19 protein-coding genes and 1 other RNA gene are annotated in these 17,591 nt (G+C 38.9%); 16 read left to right on the forward strand and 4 right to left on the reverse strand.

Annotated elements, in window-relative coordinates; genetic code table 11:
* Positions 1 to 109 precede the first annotated feature (109 nt).
* From EM808_RS07955 to EM808_RS07965, 3 genes are all read left to right on the forward strand, one after another.
* Complete coding sequence (locus EM808_RS07955; RefSeq protein ID WP_127737642.1) at positions 110 to 814, forward strand: DnaD domain-containing protein; 705 nt, start codon at positions 110 to 112, stop codon at positions 812 to 814.
* Between the two features lie 155 nt (positions 815 to 969).
* Entirely contained in the window at positions 970 to 1,629 is a 660-nt protein-coding gene (gene nth / locus EM808_RS07960; protein WP_127737643.1) for an endonuclease III, read from the forward strand.
* Positions 1,626 to 2,138 (forward strand): YpoC family protein, encoded by a 513-nt coding sequence (locus EM808_RS07965; protein ID WP_127737644.1) that lies wholly within the window; start codon positions 1,626 to 1,628, stop codon positions 2,136 to 2,138. Before nth ends, EM808_RS07965 begins: the two co-directional genes overlap by 4 nt.
* Positions 2,139 to 2,173: 35 nt before the next feature.
* On the opposite strand, the gene EM808_RS07970 is transcribed toward EM808_RS07965, so the two are convergent.
* On the reverse strand, positions 2,174 to 4,900 hold the full coding sequence (locus EM808_RS07970; protein WP_127737645.1) for a transglycosylase domain-containing protein: 2,727 nt from the start codon (positions 4,898 to 4,900) through the stop codon (positions 2,174 to 2,176).
* Between the two features lie 46 nt (positions 4,901 to 4,946).
* Positions 4,947 to 5,552 carry a Holliday junction resolvase RecU gene (gene recU / locus EM808_RS07975; RefSeq protein WP_127737646.1) on the reverse strand — a complete coding sequence of 202 codons (606 nt, stop codon included), beginning with the start codon at positions 5,550 to 5,552 and terminating at the stop codon, positions 4,947 to 4,949.
* A gap of 90 nt (positions 5,553 to 5,642) precedes the next feature.
* Between recU and EM808_RS07980 the strand changes: the two genes are divergently transcribed.
* From EM808_RS07980 to EM808_RS07995, 4 genes are all read left to right on the forward strand, one after another.
* The gene (locus EM808_RS07980) at positions 5,643 to 6,635 is read left to right on the forward strand and encodes a DUF2515 family protein (protein WP_127737647.1); all 993 of its coding nucleotides are present in this window, start codon (positions 5,643 to 5,645) and stop codon (positions 6,633 to 6,635) included.
* Positions 6,636 to 6,770: 135 nt separating this feature from the next.
* Complete coding sequence (locus tag EM808_RS07985; protein ID WP_127737648.1) at positions 6,771 to 7,028, forward strand: hypothetical protein; 258 nt, start codon at positions 6,771 to 6,773, stop codon at positions 7,026 to 7,028.
* 50 nt (positions 7,029 to 7,078) lie between these two features.
* A complete protein-coding gene (locus EM808_RS07990; protein ID WP_127737649.1) occupies positions 7,079 to 7,435 on the forward strand; it encodes a YppE family protein in 357 nt (118 codons plus the stop codon).
* Between the two features lie 149 nt (positions 7,436 to 7,584).
* Positions 7,585 to 8,142: a YppG family protein gene (locus tag EM808_RS07995; protein WP_164849591.1), complete on the forward strand. Its 558-nt coding sequence runs from the start codon at positions 7,585 to 7,587 to the stop codon at positions 8,140 to 8,142.
* Between the two features lie 66 nt (positions 8,143 to 8,208).
* Here EM808_RS07995 and EM808_RS08000 read toward each other — a convergent pair whose 3' ends face one another.
* Positions 8,209 to 8,361 (reverse strand): YpzG family protein, encoded by a 153-nt coding sequence (locus tag EM808_RS08000; protein ID WP_127737651.1) that lies wholly within the window; start codon positions 8,359 to 8,361, stop codon positions 8,209 to 8,211.
* A 119-nt stretch (positions 8,362 to 8,480) separates the two neighbouring features.
* On the reverse strand, positions 8,481 to 8,957 hold the full coding sequence (locus tag EM808_RS08005; protein WP_127737652.1) for an Hsp20/alpha crystallin family protein: 477 nt from the start codon (positions 8,955 to 8,957) through the stop codon (positions 8,481 to 8,483).
* Positions 8,958 to 9,130: 173 nt separating this feature from the next.
* Between EM808_RS08005 and EM808_RS08010 the strand changes: the two genes are divergently transcribed.
* From EM808_RS08010 to EM808_RS28525, 9 genes are all read left to right on the forward strand, one after another.
* A complete protein-coding gene (locus tag EM808_RS08010; protein ID WP_127737653.1) occupies positions 9,131 to 9,916 on the forward strand; it encodes an alpha/beta fold hydrolase in 786 nt (261 codons plus the stop codon).
* A 204-nt stretch (positions 9,917 to 10,120) separates the two neighbouring features.
* A complete protein-coding gene (locus EM808_RS08015; RefSeq protein WP_127737924.1) occupies positions 10,121 to 12,367 on the forward strand; it encodes a DEAD/DEAH box helicase in 2,247 nt (748 codons plus the stop codon).
* A gap of 59 nt (positions 12,368 to 12,426) precedes the next feature.
* Positions 12,427 to 13,692 (forward strand): ribonuclease H-like domain-containing protein, encoded by a 1,266-nt coding sequence (locus EM808_RS08020; RefSeq protein ID WP_127737654.1) that lies wholly within the window; start codon positions 12,427 to 12,429, stop codon positions 13,690 to 13,692.
* Positions 13,693 to 14,021: 329 nt separating this feature from the next.
* Positions 14,022 to 14,378, forward strand: a complete 357-nt coding sequence (locus tag EM808_RS29635) for a CotD family spore coat protein (protein WP_127737655.1) — start codon at positions 14,022 to 14,024, stop codon at positions 14,376 to 14,378.
* 242 nt (positions 14,379 to 14,620) lie between these two features.
* The gene (locus EM808_RS08030; RefSeq protein WP_127737656.1) at positions 14,621 to 15,181 is read left to right on the forward strand and encodes an SLOG family protein; all 561 of its coding nucleotides are present in this window, start codon (positions 14,621 to 14,623) and stop codon (positions 15,179 to 15,181) included.
* 73 nt (positions 15,182 to 15,254) lie between these two features.
* On the forward strand, positions 15,255 to 15,560 hold the full coding sequence (gene gpsB, locus EM808_RS08035; RefSeq protein ID WP_127737925.1) for a cell division regulator GpsB: 306 nt from the start codon (positions 15,255 to 15,257) through the stop codon (positions 15,558 to 15,560).
* Between the two features lie 76 nt (positions 15,561 to 15,636).
* Positions 15,637 to 16,018, forward strand: an RNA gene (gene rnpB / locus EM808_RS08040) — RNase P RNA component class B.
* Positions 16,019 to 16,195: 177 nt separating this feature from the next.
* A complete protein-coding gene (locus EM808_RS08045; RefSeq protein ID WP_127737657.1) occupies positions 16,196 to 17,329 on the forward strand; it encodes a THUMP domain-containing class I SAM-dependent RNA methyltransferase in 1,134 nt (377 codons plus the stop codon).
* Positions 17,330 to 17,415: 86 nt separating this feature from the next.
* Positions 17,416 to 17,583 (forward strand): hypothetical protein, encoded by a 168-nt coding sequence (locus tag EM808_RS28525; RefSeq protein ID WP_164849592.1) that lies wholly within the window; start codon positions 17,416 to 17,418, stop codon positions 17,581 to 17,583.
* Positions 17,584 to 17,591: the final 8 nt, after the last annotated feature.

Genomic DNA, 17,591 nt, shown 5'->3' on the forward strand with positions numbered 1-17,591 from the left:
TTTTTGTCTGTTATTAGGAAGCAGCATCCAAAATATTTCCTTCAATTGCCTGTGAATCCATGATACAAGCAATCTAATGAATTTGGTATACTAGATTAGAGGTGTTAAAATGAATAAATCAGTAATGTTAAAATGGCTTCAAGAAGGAAACATCCATATTCCAACCACACTTCTAACCCATTATCACACACTTAAACTTAATGAAAAGGAACTAGTTCTTTTGCTTCAGGTTCTGGCTTTTTTGGACAAAGGCAAGGAATTTCCTACCCCTTCCGAAATTGCCGCAAATATGTCGATAGACTCAGTTGAATGCCATGAAATGTTAAGTCAGCTTATTCGTCGAGGCTATATTACGATCATTGACGGTGTTAATGAGTTTGGCATCCGCTTTGAACGATATTCTATTGAGCCACTATGGGAAAAATTAATTGATCAATATATAGCGGCAGACAAAAAAGAAGAAGTGGAAGTCGACCATAAGAAAGAAACGGATTTATATACATGCTTTGAACAGGAATTTGGCAGACCGCTGTCTCCATTTGAAATAGAGACATTAGGTATGTGGCTTGACGATGACCATCATGATACGGTCATCATTAAAGCGGCCTTAAAAGAGGCAGTTATCTCTGGAAAGCTGAACTTTCGCTATATTGACAGGATATTATTTGAATGGAAAAAGAATGGAATTAAAACACTCCAACAGGCGCAGAACCATGGAAAGAAATTCCGTTCCTATCAATCAAGTAATAAGGAGCAAGAGCCAGAGGCACCAAAAACAAAATCCGTTCAATTTTATAATTGGCTGGAGCAATAAAAAAGCAAAAGGAGGCTGTTGGAACTCTCTTTTCCTAATGTGGTATAAGGAGAAGGGAACGGCAGTCTCTGCTTTTTTATAAGGAAAACGAATAGTGATTATATATAGCCAAAGAGCTGCTTCTTTGGGAAAACTAGCAAAAAGGGCTGAAGAAAATGCTGAAAAAAGATCAGATTAGACATTGTCTTGATGTAATGGGTGAAATGTTTCCTGAAGCACATTGTGAGCTTGTGCATGCAAACCCATTTGAACTAGTAATCGCGGTTGCTTTATCCGCCCAGTGCACTGACGTTTTAGTAAATAAAGTAACAAAAGACCTATTTCAAAAATATAAAACACCAGAGGACTATTTAAGTGTGCCATTAGAAGAATTGCAAGATGATATTCGTTCTATTGGTTTATATCGAAATAAGGCAAAGAATATTCAAAAGCTGTGTCAAATGCTTTTAGAAACATACAATGGCGAGGTTCCAAAGGATAGAGATGAATTGATTAATCTTCCCGGAGTTGGCAGAAAAACAGCTAATGTTGTTGTATCTGTTGCCTATAATATTCCGGCGATTGCTGTTGACACCCATGTGGAAAGAGTTAGCAAACGATTAGGCTTTTGTCGTTGGAAGGATTCTGTGCTTGAGGTGGAGAAAGCATTAATGAAAAAAGTGCCAGAAGAGGAATGGTCTGTTACACATCATCGAATGATATTTTTTGGAAGATATCATTGTAAAGCTCAAAACCCGCAATGTGAGGTATGCCCACTTCTAACAGAGTGCAGAGAAGGCAAAAAGCGAATGAAAAAAGCCGGTGTTCTTGTATGACGAACCCGATTCTCCTTGATATACCTAATGAGTTGAAGCATCAATCCCTTCAGTCAGAAGACGAAAAAATAGAGGTGATTTGTGCTGAGACCTTTCAGGCAGAGCGTCCATTTATGCATGATGCAGCCTTTTATCATGGTCATCAAACAATGCTCCCTTGGCAAGGAGAAAATGTAAAAGAATGTGTTTCTGCTGTTTTTATCTTGTGGAAAGGGATAAGCTCAGAAGTGGAGGAAGCCGTTAAAAGCAGGGATAAAAAGAGTACGGTTGTTCTTATGGAAAAAGGGATCCGGTTGTTTTTAGAATGCTTGTATTGGTCCAATGATATGCCTGTTAACATCAAAGATGGTATATTCGCACGAGAACTTAAGATAAAGCCGTTTAACGGTCTGGAGAGGCTTTTATACATCCTATCAAGACCAGGCGGCTATCATTCCTATCGCCAGCTGGATGAGTTATTTAAAGAGCTGGAAAAACAGTTTGCCATAAAAATGATTAAACGTAAATAAAAAAATCGTTCCCCTATAAGGGAGAACGATTTTTTTTATGGTGTTGTTGTGCTTTGTTGAGTTTGGTCAGCAGAATCTTCTGTCTGTGTCGATTCATCAGCCTCATTTTCATCTGGCTCATCTTCATTTTCATCAGGTTCATCTGCTTCTTCATCATCTTTATTGTTGCCATTACCATTACCGTTGTTTCCGTTGTTGTTACCATTGCCGTTGCCGTTATTACCGTTGTTGTCACCATTACCATTACCGTTATTATTGTTCTTTTTATCCTCTTCAGTGCCTGTATTTTGATCATCTGTCGTTGTGTCATCGTCGACCGTTTCATTTTCATCTGTTGCAGGCTGTTCCTCAAGCTTCGCAGGAACCTTAACTGATGCGGAAACAGCGTCACTTGTCATGCTGCTGCTCTTAGCTGTAATCGTAAAGGTGTAAGTACTGTCAGGATCAGGTTTAGCGATCTTGAGACTCGTATCAGATGTGGTTGTCAGCTGCTCTGCAGCACCACCATTGATACTAACACTCACATCAAATTTCACATCACTTGTATCCCCATAGCTCCATGACAGATTTACGGCATCATTATCTTTATCATAAGAAGCTTTAGCGTTTTTGGCCGGATCTAGTTTATTGTACTTCTCCGAAACCTTTTGAACCATATTGCCCTTGACCGCATATTCAGTCAAGATTTGGCTGCTAGGTGTGTAGCTGCTTGCAAGTCTTGCCGGATATGTGCCTTTTTCAATGCTGACCTTTTCTACACTGTCAGGCATTTTGAAATCGGCTGTTTCCACATCTTGCGAAATGTATTGCATGATGTTTTTAAAGAGCAGCTGGGCAATTCTTTGGTCGTTGCTGACCGTGTTTGAACGTAAATAGTTTTGCCTTTTTTCATAACCGGTCCAAACTGCCATTGTGTAATTCGTTGTATATCCCGCAAACCAGGCATCAGGTGAAGCACCTGCTGGAATATTGTATTTTTGCATTTCATCAGTAGAATAGTTTGTCGTACCTGTTTTTCCTGCCATAGGCAAGCCAGGAACGTTTGCAGTTGATCCTGTACCATATGCTGAGTTAACAACACTTTTCAGCATGTCTGTAATCATAAATGCTGTATAATCCTGCATTGCCACTTCTGATTCAGGCTCCATATTAATTTTTGTGCCATCATTTAATGTAAAGTAGCGGACAGAGTGAGGTGTATTGTATACTCCTTCATTACCAAACGCACTATACGCACCGGCAAGCTGAAGGCTAGTAATTCCTTCATCTTTACCACCAAGTCCACCGATAGAATATGATTCGTACATTTCATTAAGTGTAATACCTAAGTTGCTTGCGAATTGCTGCGCGTTATCGGCCCCAGCTGCACGGAATGCTTCCAATGCTGGAATATTTCTGGATCGTGCTAATGCCTCACGAATAGACATAGAACCAAGGAACTTGTTATCAAAGTTATTGATAGGCGTTTTAGCTGTATCATTATACGTTGTCGGCTTATCCTCAACCGTTTCGTATGTGCCCCATTTTAAATACTCAATTGCAGGACCATAGTCAAGGATTGGTTTAATTGTTGAACCTGGCTGACGCGGGTTTTCTGTTGCGTAGTTGAAGCCGAGCTTCACATCAGGATCACGGTCACCGCCAAGTGCGAGAATTCCGCCTGTTTTCGTATCAAGCAAGCTGATACCCGCTTGGAAGTCCTCATCAGGGAATTCGACGATATTGCCTTCATACATGACTTTATCAACATAATCCTGTGCCTTTGTATCCAATGTTGTATGAATTTCCAAACCATCTGTATACACATTGACATCTGGATATTTATCTTCGATTTCGGAAATGACTTGCTTAATAAATGGATCATATTTCATGTCAGAAGTTTCTCTTTTATCTTCTGCTACAAGTGAATCTGTTAATGAGGCAGCTTGTGCTTCCTTCATTTCGGAATCATTAATATATCCATGCTGGTTCATTAAGGACAAAACAATATTACGGCGCTTTTCTGCTCTATCCGGGTTTTTAAATGGATTATATGCGTTAGGTGCCTGTGGCATACCTGCAAGCATTGCCGCTTCTGGCAATGTTAGCTCATCCAAGTCCTTATCAAAGTAAACCTTTGCAGCTGTTTTAACACCGCTCATGTTTTCTGACATGAAAATTTTGTTTACATACATTTCGAATATTTCCTGCTTCGTATACTTACGCTCAAGCTGGATAGCAAGCCAAGCTTCCTGTGCTTTACGAGACAGCGTTTTTTGCGGCTGGTTAAAGAAGAAGTTTTTCACAACCTGCTGTGTGATTGTACTTGCTCCTTCTGATCCAAAGCCATTTGTAAAGTTAGCAATAACCGCACCGCCTAAACGGATCGGATCAATACCATGATGCTTAAAGAATCGTGAGTCCTCTGTAGCGATAAACGCATCCTTAACAAGGTCGGGAATATCTTCATACTTAACATAATCCCTGTTAACGGCTCCGATCTTTTCAATTGGTTTATCATCCTTGTCATAAATAGTCGAGGAAATAGAGTCCTTTAAGACGCTCTCATTAAGCTCAGGAGCATCCTTGACCATCACCGCAAAGGTAATTGCCCCTGCAATAATCCCGATGATACCAAGGCTGATTAGCACGAGGAAAATTCGTTTGAAAATCTGCTTCGCGCCTTTCTTTTTGCCCTTTGGCTTTTTTTCCTTCGGCTTTTTATTATTCTCTGATTGGAGCTGCTTACGGCGCTCCTCTCGCGTTTGGTATTTATCTGTCATACTAGTTCCTACCTTTCTTTTCCAAAAACAAAAGCAAAGAAATCACTTAATTGAAGCTATAAAGATAATCTATTACTCTAATATAGTCAATCCTCGCCTGAAAGCCAAGTGCTATCGGATGGGCGCTTTGCTTGAGCTCATCCTTTGTTATAGACTTTCTTCCTCCCTCTATCATTCTATCCCAAAACAGGAAGAGCTTTTCCGCCTCTAAATAGAATATCTCATCTGTTGTGGAAAATCGAATAATAACAAAACAGATTCCATTTTGATCGCAAACTGAACGCATATGCTTAATTTGATGATCATGGAAGTTATTAAGCGGGAAGGATGTCCCGTGCTTTGTTTCCTTAGCTTCAAAATCAATGTATTTGCCTTTATATACCCCATTATAATCCGTTGTAGACGCCTGTTTAAAGTATGCCTCTTTTATAACAGCGGCACTCCTTTTTGGGTAATCTACTTTAACAATTTGGACAGGAGTCGGCTTTTTATGGATGACTGCTTTACCAAGTTCCAAATAGTATTGGTTGGTTATGTTAATGTCCTCTTCTAGTGTCATGCCCCGATTGCTGTAGCTTTGTTTTTTTACAGATGGGCTAATTGATTTTACAGCAGGGATGTATTTTTTTCCGTTTGGATAATGCAGTTTCACCTTTTCACCTCGCAGCTTCTAACCTTAAAGAATAACTTCGTGATAACAACAAACAATATAACATAATTTCCGAAAAAGAAGGTGTCTTTTGTGATAGGTATAAATGAGCATTTCTTATCAGTTGAAGAGAAGCAACTTATAAAAGACATACGCTATTTAACAGAAAAAAATAACTTGGATAATATATCAAGAACAAATTGTTATCTCGAGTATTATACCATGAACAAAGAAATCCACTGGTCCTTCCTTGCGAGCCTAGTGTCACGTAATGCAGGCTGGAATATGTGTGACTTGGCTGGCACTTGGTTTCCTTTATCCTTAAACGAGCAAACTAGACTCAATTTATTTGCCACATACGAACGGGCAAACTGGATGATTTTCCAGGATGCATACCCACAGCTGCTCCTCTATGAGTATTCGACGAAAAAGAATGTGCCAATGTTTCATTTACTGCAATATTTTTCTGTTTCCTCCTTTATGGAAAAGGAATGGCTGCACTTTTGGCTCTATAAAAATAAGGAGAGGCTTGTCTATAGTCTTATCATTAACGAACAAAATGTGATCGAGAACCCAATAATAAAAAATAAGCTGTTCCAAAAAGAGGTTTTTCATACATTGGCTTACAGGTTTCAAGACCTGCTTCGCTTTAGCTCTGTGTTTTTTCCAACATTAAATGGCGACATATACGGAAGAAGTGTTTCTTCCTTCCGTTCACTGGACCGCAGGATAGAGCTTGGCAAAGAACTGTATACAATTCTCTTTCAAAAGAATCTGCATCCCATCTTTTTAGAGTTTGCTTTAAAGGTTGTTCACACTGGATCAAGGGCGGATTATGAAAAATACGTATACCCTAAACACCGTAATAACACACCGATGCTGCGAATGAGCTATCCTGTCATGACACAAAAGCCATTTACTAGTGTAGATTGGAGCAAGACAACGAAAGTGAAGGCAAAGTGGAAAAAACACGCACGTCCATTTAAAGAAGCTATTTTAATTACAGATTGGTATAAAAATAAACAAGAACAGCTGCATAAGCTTATAAAGCTAGAAACAATTATTTTATATTGGAAGAAAAGGTAAATGTCGAATCAATGAAGGGGGATTGGTGAATTCTTGCTTTCTTTGACGAATCACTTCTAGTTTTGTCATGCGTGCAGGACTTAAAAGGAAAAAGGAGAATTCAGTATACACAAAACGGAGCTTGGAGGGGATTAAATGTCTGTTTATAATAAAGAGGAATTGCTGAAAATGCTGCAAGGAATTCAAGAGGACGTGGAAGAGCTCGATGTTTTATTAAGAAACAGAAACGAATCAGTTAAGAAGGATATTATTTTGCATGAAAGAACACTTGATCATTTGGAAAGAGAGCTTACAGCTTTAGAAAGCAGATGCTTTAATACGCAAGAGGAAAAAGAGTATGTAACAGCAATCTTAAAAAGGCCAGTATCTTTAAAACTTGAACTAGGATCATAAAAGCAATAAAATAGAGGGAAAACATGTGTTACGGGTAATGGAGTGCAGTTATGATAAATAGTCAACGTTTGAGAGAATTAACAGAAGAATTACATGCTTGTGCTGATTATTTGGTTGACGTCTTCCAAAAAGTTAAAGCAAGCCAGGAAAGCAAGGACTTTTACGAGGTAGTTAGGCCATATGCAAACAAAGTAGCAGAACTGAATGCAGAGTGGAAGGAAATAGCAGAATTGTGGGTGAAAACGGAAAAGCCGCTTTATCTTCACCCAAGTCAAATTAGCACAGCGTCTGATCATTTGGAAGTAATTTCAATTCAGGCCTTTTATAAGGAAACAAGTAGAAAAAGATTTATGGATTCAGCCAAGTCAGTACAATTTATATTACAGACTGTTTTAGACAGACTATAAAGATCAGCATAATGTTTCTGGCAATGATGGTACTCTTGTACCTTGCTAAGGAAGCATTATTTTTTTTGATGTTGTTACAATACCAAGTAGGCACCATTGGGCACATTTTTCATAAGATAAAAAGGGAGTATGAACAGGAGGGGTTTTCTATGAACCAAAATATAAATATGCATGCACCATATTACGAGCATGCCTACATGAACGGCCATGCTTCATACCCCCAAAACATTCACTTTCAGCAGCATGGCCGCGCATTCAATCCATACATGAATATGAATCAAGGCTGGAACGGGATGATGAATCAGAATCATGCCGCACAAATGTACGGCAATGAAAACAATCAACCGTATTATCAGCAGCAGCAAGCTTATTCTGGTTATGAGCAAAATCAACATTATTTCCACCCGCAAAATGCCTATAAGCCGAACAATCAAAATGTGTTTCAAAATCCGCTGCAACAGCAAGAAGAGGTATATCAACATCAACCAATGATGCAAAACATGCAGCAGCAATATATGAATCCTTATCCGAAGCAATCATTTATCCCCAAAAAACAAGGCAATATGAAAGGGTTAATGAATTCATTCAAAACACAGGATGGCACATTTGACTTCAATAAAATGCTTGATACAGCAGGAATGATGATGAATGCGATGAATCAGGTTACAGGTGTGGTCAAGGGGGTAGGAGGAATATTCAAAGTGTAGCAGGCGGGAATGATCATAAAAAAACTTGCTGCCAAAAGCAGCAAGTTTTTTGCCTTTTCTTTTCTCTTACCAGCGATGGGCTTTTGCATTGCTTCGCAAAATAAGATTATTCCTAGAAACTTCCGTATGTCCATTTACTTGAGACTTGGAACGTTTAGGTCTAGTCCAATTGTGATGAAAAAGCTCAGAATGAGAATCCAAATTATCTTTGTAGCTCATCAAATCACCTCTTAGCAAGATTTAAAGAAAAAGGAATGTCCAAAAAGGAATGAACCTTTGTGGAACATCCTTTAGTATGTGTCAATTATCCTTTCTTTACTCACGACTAGATTTTTATATTATGAATGGATACTAATTTTTTTCCCTTTTTGTTTTTTGACAGTGATTGTCAACAGTCCATTTTGATAAACTGCTTTTACTTTCTTTTCGTCGACAGGATAGGGGAGAGCTATTGTTCTTGCACTTTGCTTGTATGTTTGGCTTTTATGAATGATTTGCTGCTTATTATTTTCCTCTTGAACAATCTCTAAATGGGTAACACTAATTGTGATACGGTTATCCATTATATCTATGTGTATTTGTTCTTTGTTTACTCCTGGCAGCTCTGCTGTGATGACATGTTCGTTCTCTGTTTCCTTAACAGAAACAGGGAAGGACACATTCGGAAAAGGATTGCTGAAGAACTCATCCATTGATTGCAGGAAGTTCTTTACAGGCTTTTCCTGAAAAAATTGGTTCATGGATCTTTTGAAAAATCCAAAGTTCTCCTGTCTGGCAGAATCGTTTTTTCTAGGGTCTGTTGGAAATTGCGACATCTTGCGACATCCTCCTTTTTGTTAAGCATTTTTGATTTAGTTTATGCACGTATGAAAGGTGGGTGCTTATCCGATAAAATTGGTTAAAATAAACTGGAGAATTACCTATTTTAAAATAATCGACAAATAGCTAAAATAAAATTAAAAACAAAGCATATAAGGAGTTAATAGTTATGGAAATAGTAACAATAGATAATCGGGAGCTGGCATATGTAGAAAAAGGAAAAAGCCATGCAAACACAGTTGTTCTTATTCACGGATTTTGTGGAAGTTCTGATTACTGGAAAAAAATAATCGAACCATTGTCTCATACATATCATATAATTGCAGTTGATTTGCGTGGCCATGGTCGTTCAACCTTTGATGGAGCAGCATTTGAAATGGAGGATCTAGCAAGAGACGTGAAAGTCCTCTTAGACAGGCTTGGATTACATTCTGTGTATCTTTTTGGCCACTCGCTTGGCGGATATGTCACATTGGCATTTGCGGAGCTATTTCCAGAAAGCCTGAAAGGATATGGTCTTATTCACTCGACAGCTTACCCAGATAGTGATGAAGGGAAAGCAGGCAGGCTAAAAGCAATTGAAAAGATTCAGGATTTAGGAATACAAGCATTTATTGATGGTCTTATCCCTAATTTGTTTGCAGATAACTATATGGCTGCAAATCCCGCAGATGTCGAAGACGTGAAGGAGATCGGATATAACACAGATCCCCTTGCTGCAATGGAAACATTGGCAGCTATGAGAAAGCGCCCGGATCGTAATACAGTAATCGATAATCAGGAAATCCCATTTCTTCTTGTGCAGGGACAGTTTGATAAGATTGTTCCTAAAGACAGGGCAGTAAACTCCTCAGCACCATTTGTAGTGGTGAAAGACATTGATGCAGGACATATGGGCATGATTGAAAACCCAGACGGCCTTCTTTCTATACTGGCAGAATTTATGGAGAGCTAAAAAGTCCAAGGTAATTGCTGGAAGGATATACAATCGGTTTAAAGGCGAAAAAGCTTAAAGTGCTTGTGTGCCAACATAATTTCAGATCTGAAATATTGGAGAAAAGGGCTTGTTGAAAACAGGTCCTTTTTCTTTTCATTTATATGCTGGAAAACCAAACGTTTATTCGGTATATTAGGTACAAGAGGTGAATGGATAAGCATGATAAGAAAAAAATCACTTTCTGAACTTATTGAAGAATTAAGAAAAAATGAAAATATCATCAACTGGCATGAGATGGAGCCACAGGAAGCAAAAACCAGGCCAATGCCAGAAAGTGTCGACAATAGAATTAAGCTTGCATTACAAAAACGAGGAATTGGCGAATTATACAGCCACCAATATTCAGCTTACGAAACATTGCAAAAGGGTGAAAATATTGTTGCAGTAACCCCTACTGCTTCAGGCAAAACATTATGCTATAACTTGCCTGTTCTTCAGTCCATTGCTGAAAATGACGCAAATCGCGCCCTTTATATTTTCCCAACAAAGGCGTTGGCACAAGATCAAAAAAGTGAGTTGAATGAAATCATCAATGAGATGGGCATTGACATTAAAAGCTACACGTATGATGGTGATACGTCACCAACAATTCGTCAGGTTGTCAGGAAAGCCGGACATATTGTCATTACAAATCCTGATATGCTTCATTCAGCCATATTGCCGCATCACACGAAGTGGGTCAGCTTATTTGAGAATCTAAAGTATGTCGTTATAGATGAACTGCATACATATCGGGGCGTTTTTGGTAGCCATGTGGCTAATGTTATTCGGAGACTGAAGCGGATTTGCAAGTTTTATGGCAGTGAGCCAATCTTTATTTGCACCTCTGCAACCATTGCAAACCCAAAAGAATTGGCAGAACAGCTGACAGGAAATCCAATGCGTCTCATTGACGATAACGGGGCACCAAGAGGCAGAAAGCATTTTGTTTTTTATAACCCGCCAATTGTAAATAAACCGCTTAATATCCGCAAAAGCGCAACGGTGGAAGTAAATCAGCTTGCTAAAAATTTTTTAAAAAACAAAATCCAGACAATTGTTTTTGCGCGGAGCAGGGTGAGAGTCGAAATAATTTTGAGCCACATCCAGGAACTCGTCAAAGATAAAATTGGACCGAAGTCGATTAGAGGCTACCGCGGGGGATATCTTCCGAAACAGCGCCGAGAAATTGAAAAGGGACTGCGTGATGGCGATATTTTAGGGGTAGTGAGCACAAATGCTCTGGAGCTTGGTGTCGATATCGGACAATTGCAGGTGTGTGTGATGACAGGATACCCTGGCAGTGTTGCAAGTACATGGCAACAGGCAGGACGCGCTGGCAGAAGGCATGGAGAAGCACTTATATTAATGGTGGCAAGCTCTACACCAATTGATCAGTATATTGTTCAAAATCCAGACTATTTTTTTGACAAAACACCAGAATCAGCAAGAATCAACCCAGAGAATTTGATCATTTTAGTTGATCATTTAAAATGCGCGGCATATGAGCTGCCATTTAAAGAAAAGGAAGAATTTGGTCCGCTCGATGTTCAAGATATTCTTGAATATTTAGTAGAGGAAAAAGTAATTCACCAAAATGGCAATACGTTTTACTGGGCTAATCAGTCTTTTCCTGCGGGCAATATCAGCTTGCGCTCTGCTTCACAGGAGAATGTAGTAATTATTGATCAATCCGATACAGCAAACCATAAAATTATCGGTGAGATGGACAGATTTAGTGCGATGACCTTATTACATGATGAGGCTATTTACTTGCATGAAGGTACTCAGTTTCAAGTGGAAAAGCTTGATTGGGACCATAAGAAGGCGTACGTCCGCGAGGTGGATGTTGAATACTACACAGATGCAAATCTCGCAGTACAGCTGAAAGTTTTGGAAATAGATAAAAGTGAAAACAGGCAAAAAACAGCTATTCATTATGGAGACGTCTCCATTAATATTCTTCCTTCCATCTTTAAAAAAATCAAGCTGTCAACATTTGAAAACATCGGATCTGGTCCGATTCATCTGCCAGAAGAAGAGCTTCATACAAGTGCTGCCTGGCTTGAACTTAAAGAGATAGATGAAAGTATTGGGGAAAAGACTTTAGAACAGCTGCTCCTGGGAATTTCCAATGTTCTTCAGCATGTAGTACCAGTACATGTAATGTGTGATCGTAATGATATACATGTTGTTTCACAAATTAAAGCAAATCATACAGGACTGCCGACAATCTTCTTGTACGATCACTATCCAGGTGGAATTGGACTGGCAGAAGATGTTTATAAGCGGTTTGAACATGTGAAGGCCGCAGCGAAAAATCTCATCCAAAAATGCCCGTGCGACGATGGCTGCCCTGCATGTATCGGAACCGAAATAGAAGGAATTGCGGCAAAGGCAAAAAGCATTAGAATACTTGATATGTTTTAATATGATAAATTAAAAGATTAATATTTTAGGTTTAATAGGAACTTATTATAGGAGAAGCCATGTCTATTAAAAATAAATTGCAGCGTTTAAAACCACATTTAAATACTGGCACAAGCAGTCAGGAGCCACGAGTTTCTAAGCCTGAGCTAACAGGAGTAGAAATTCCTTTTTTGGATGTATGGGCAAGTGAGAATGTCACTCCTTATTGGGTGGATGATAAATACTGCCTTATACGTGAGGTCAGATATCCAATTTCCTTTGAACATGGCAACTATGCCTTTCAAGATTTTTTGACAAGTGTACATGCATGGAATCAGTCTGATTATCGTCATCCGCTGTCCTCTAAAGGACACAAGGCAGAAGACCTGTTCTTTTTTGACACGGAGACGACTGGTTTAGGCGGAGGAGCAGGCAATAGTATCTTTATCCTTGGGTATGCAGTTGTAAAGGGTGCAGAGATTGTGCTGAAGCAGCATATTTTGCCAAATCCCGGTGCAGAGGTGCCACTGTTTAAAAGCTTTTTGGAGAATGTGGATTATACAACACTTGTTACCTATAATGGCAAAGCCTTTGACTGGCCGCAAGTTAAGACAAGGCATGTGTTCGTGAAGGAGCATGTGCCGAAGCTTCCTGAATTCGGCCATTTCGATTTATATCATGCTTCACGAAGAATGTGGAAGCATAAGCTAGAGCGAACAAAGCTATCCATTGTTGAAAAGGATGTCCTTGGTGTGGAAAGACAGGATGATATTCCTGGTTTTCTTGCGCCAATGATATATTTTGATTTCGTGGAAAGAAAAGACCCAGAAGGCATGCTTGGGATATTGAAGCATAATGAGATAGATATTCTCTCCCTCATCACCCTTTACACGCATATCAGCTTTCAATTATTAAACAAGGATGTCAATATGTCGGCTAGAGAAACATACGAGGTCGGCAGATGGTATGCTTCTTTAGGAGAAAACGCACAAGCTGTTGAAAGTCTGTCAGCTATCATAGATGGAAGCAGTGAAGAAAATATACTGGCAAAATTCATCTTGGCAAAGCAATACAAAAGGGAAAAGAAATATACGGAAGCAACATTACTATGGGAGGATATTATGGAAGCTGAGGGCAAGGTAGACAGCAAGATAGTATTTGAGTCCTATATTGAAGCAGCAAAACTCCTGGAACATAAAGTGAAGGATTTAGAAAAAGCATTAGCCTATACAAAAAGAGCGTTTATGCTGATAGAGGGAACAGAATATGCTGAAAAGCCCCGCTTATTAACAGATATTCACAAAAGGGAGCTGCGTTTGCAGAGGAAAATAGGTATATTAACCTAAGCGAGGAAATTAAAAAGCCACTATTTACCTTGTTGTCTTAATAAACCTTTCCTATTAAAATAAGATAGAACTGATAAATCCCTTCATTTCAAACAATATTTTACAAGTTATTGGAGTGTGCATGTTGTATAAAGTCGTAATGTTCATGTTTTTTGTCGTTGTTTGCCTGACTGCCATTTTATTTTCATCATTAAAAGAAAATCTATACGCTTTATTATGAATAATAAATTAAACTTAAAATTTAGGTGTTTGTATTAGTACAAGATAACCTCTCCCGACATAAGTTGTTACTGTAAGATAATTATACAAAACGGAGAGGAGATTTTAAAATGCATTGCAGACCTAATGTATTACCAGCAATCTGTCACCCAACTAAATGTTGCGTGAACCACACGTTCCAAAATAATATTGTTCCTCATATTCACCCAACTCATACTACTACAGTAAACCACGTGAATTATGAGCACCAACATTTCTTCCCACAAACACAATCTGTACAAAATGTGGTGACAAACACGCAAGCAAATATGGGGCCAGCACCAGTTCCATTCCCGGTGCCACAACAACCTGCACAAACTGGTGGCGTTCCATTTACAGCTACTGGAACAGCTTTTCCTGGAGGAGCTCCAGGCGGTTTCCCAGGTGGATTCCAGGGTGGATTCCCAGGTGGTTTTCCTAGAAGATAAAACTTACTAAAACCTTCATGGCTGCCAATTTTCACTCGGCAGCCATTTAATATGAACTCGAGGAAAAAAATTTCTCTTTTGGCCGAAAATGCTTATAATGATTCATATGGAGAAATAACTAAGTCTTATTTACAAAAAAATGTAAAAATGTGGTTATTTTTTATAAGGAACAGAAATAGATTAATTAAGGTTAAATAAGTGCTGAAAAATAAGAAGTTTATAGGCAAGGGAATGGACAATTCATGAAGGTAGCAGCTATTTCAGGCTATAAGCCATTTGAAATTGGCTTGTTTAAAAAAAATGATCCTGCAGTCGAATACATAAAAAAAGCGATACGAAAAGAACTGGAGCAGTTGCTTGAAGAGGGGCTTGAATGGGTGCTGATAAGCGGCCAGCTAGGTACAGAGCTCTGGGCAGCTGAGGTTGTATATGATATGCAGATAAATGGTCATTCAGAATTAAAGCTTGGAGTTGTAACTCCATTTTTAAACCAAGAGCAAGGCTGGAAGGAAGAAAATAAAGAATGGTATGAAGAGATTTTGATGCAGGCAGACTTTGTCGATTCTGTATCAAAAAAGGATTATGAAGGTCCGAACCAGCTGCGAATGAAAAATGTGTTTTTGTTGCAGAAAAGTGATGTGTTGCTGATGTTTTACGATACAGAAAAAACAGGGAGTCCTAAATATTTATACGATCTTGCAGCACAATATAAGGAAAGAAATAATTATGACATCCGGTTAATCAGTTTTTATGACCTGCAAGCAATTGTTGAAGAAGAACAATATAACAATGACTTCTTCTAGAAAAATTGACAAATCGGTAAATGTTTGAAAAAATTAATTAAATACGGCAATTGACTGAGGTGAGCGGAATATGATGCTATCAGATAAGATTAAATTAACGGCTAAGGATATTCTCGAGAAGGAATTCAAAACGGCCATGCGAGGATATAAGCCAGAAGAAGTAGATCAATTTTTAGATTTAATTATTAAAGATTATGAAACATTGCACCAAGAAATTGAGGAGCTGCAGCAGGAGAATATGCGCTTGAAAAGACAAGTAGAAGACAGCTCCAAAAGGCCGCAGGCACCAACAACCACGGCTGGGACAACTAATTTTGATATTTTAAAAAGGCTGTCTAATTTGGAGAAGCATGTTTTTGGCAGCAAGCTTTACGATTGAGTAAAGTCTGTCATCCAAAATCTGCTATTGCTATTATTGTGTGGACATACTATAATAACCTTTGTAATCAATAACAACGCTTTGGTAATCGCTGCAAACTTTGTTTGTAGAGGAAAGTCCATGCTCGCACAGGCTGAGATGCCTGTAGTGTTCGTGCCTAGCCAAAAAATAAGCTAGGGCAGCAAATATTGCTGACGGCAGGGAAAATGCCTAAGTCCTTTGGATATGGCATGAATACCTTGAAAGTGCCACAGTGACGGAGCCTGTTCAGAAATGACCAGGGTGGAACGAGGTAAACCCCGCGAGCGAGAAACCCAAATTTTGGTAGGGGAACTTTCTCTGAGGAACTGAACGAGGAGAAGGACAGATTTTATAATCTGTAGATAGATGGTTACCGCCTTTATACGAGGCCTTTAAAGGTCGTTACAGTACAAAGGAACAGAACATGGCTTATAAAGCGTTAATGTTGATACACTAAACATGAAAAATAGCACAAGGTGACTCGATGTTTGCACTGACTAAATCAGGTAAGCATAAAGTCATCTTTTTATTTGAAGATAAATGATATTGGCACATGCCAAATGGACATAATAGGAAATACATAATTAGTTATTTTTTAGGAAATAGGTGAAGTCATGAAAAAATATTCATTGGTTGCAACAGCAGCAATGGGGCTAGAAGCAATTGTAGCAAAGGAAGTAAGAGATCTTGGCTATGAATGCACGGTTGATAACGGCAAGGTTCACTTTAAAGGGGACGAAAAAGCAATTGCAAGATGCAATATGTGGCTTCGAACTGCTGACCGCGTAAAAATCATTGTGGGCGAATTTAAAGCAACAACCTTTGATGAATTATTTGAAAAAACAAAGGCATTGAACTGGCAGGACTACTTACCAGTTAATGCTCAGTTTCCTGTAGCGGGAAAATCAGTAAAATCTAAGCTTTTCAGTGTTTCAGACTGTCAGGCAATTGTTAAAAAAGCGATTGTTAACAAATTGAGCACGCATTTCAATAAAACAGGCTGGCTAGAAGAGAATGGCGCAATGTATAAAATAGAAATCAGTATGTTAAAGGATGTAGCAACATTAACGATTGATACATCAGGCCATGGCCTTCATCGTCGCGGATACCGTGTTGGACAAGGGGAAGCGCCAATTAAGGAAACACTTGCAGCAGCCCTGATTCAGCTCACAAACTGGACACCAGACCGTCCTTTTGCTGACCCTTTCTGTGGTTCTGGCACGATTGCAATTGAAGCAGCCTTAATCGGCCAAAATATCGCTCCCGGCTTTAATCGTGAGTTCATCTCAGAAGAATGGGATTGGATGAGCGAAAAAATTTGGGATGAAGTCAGAATGGAAGCAGAAGACTTAGCTAATTATGATCAGCCTCTTGACATAACAGGAACTGATATTGATCATAGAATGGTTAAAATAGCAGGAGAGAATGCTTTCGAAGCAGGTCTTGGCGAGCTTGTAACATTTAAGCAAATGCAAGTAAGAGACTTTACGACAATGAAGGAAAACGGCGTAATAGTTGGAAATCCGCCATACGGCGAACGATTAGGGGACAAGCCTTCTGTGCAAAAAATGTACCAGGAAATGGGACAAGCGTTTGAACCGCTTGAAACATGGTCTATCTATATGCTGACAGCAGATGAGGAATTTGAAGAGCACTACGGCAAAAAAGCAACAAAAAAACGCAAGCTCTTCAATGGCTTCATTAAGACAGATTATTATCAATACTGGGGCAGAAGAAAACGGGATTAATTGTAAAAAGCAACAGATGTAGTGCGTATATTTTCTCCATCATTTGTGTATATATAAATCTATATGCCGTTGGTGGAGGGAAAACGATGATGGACAATACAATTGATTATCAAAAAATATTGAATGCGATTAACCAGTCATTAGATATTATCAAAAACGAAGATATCGGAGAAGATATGCTTCAGCCATATATAGATGCACAGCAGACAGTTATGCAAGCAATGAACTTTTCCATATCAAACAGCATCAAGTAGAAAGCCTG

This window comes from Niallia taxi, from assembly GCF_004005475.1.
Lineage (GTDB): Bacteria > Bacillota > Bacilli > Bacillales > Cytobacillaceae > Niallia > Niallia taxi.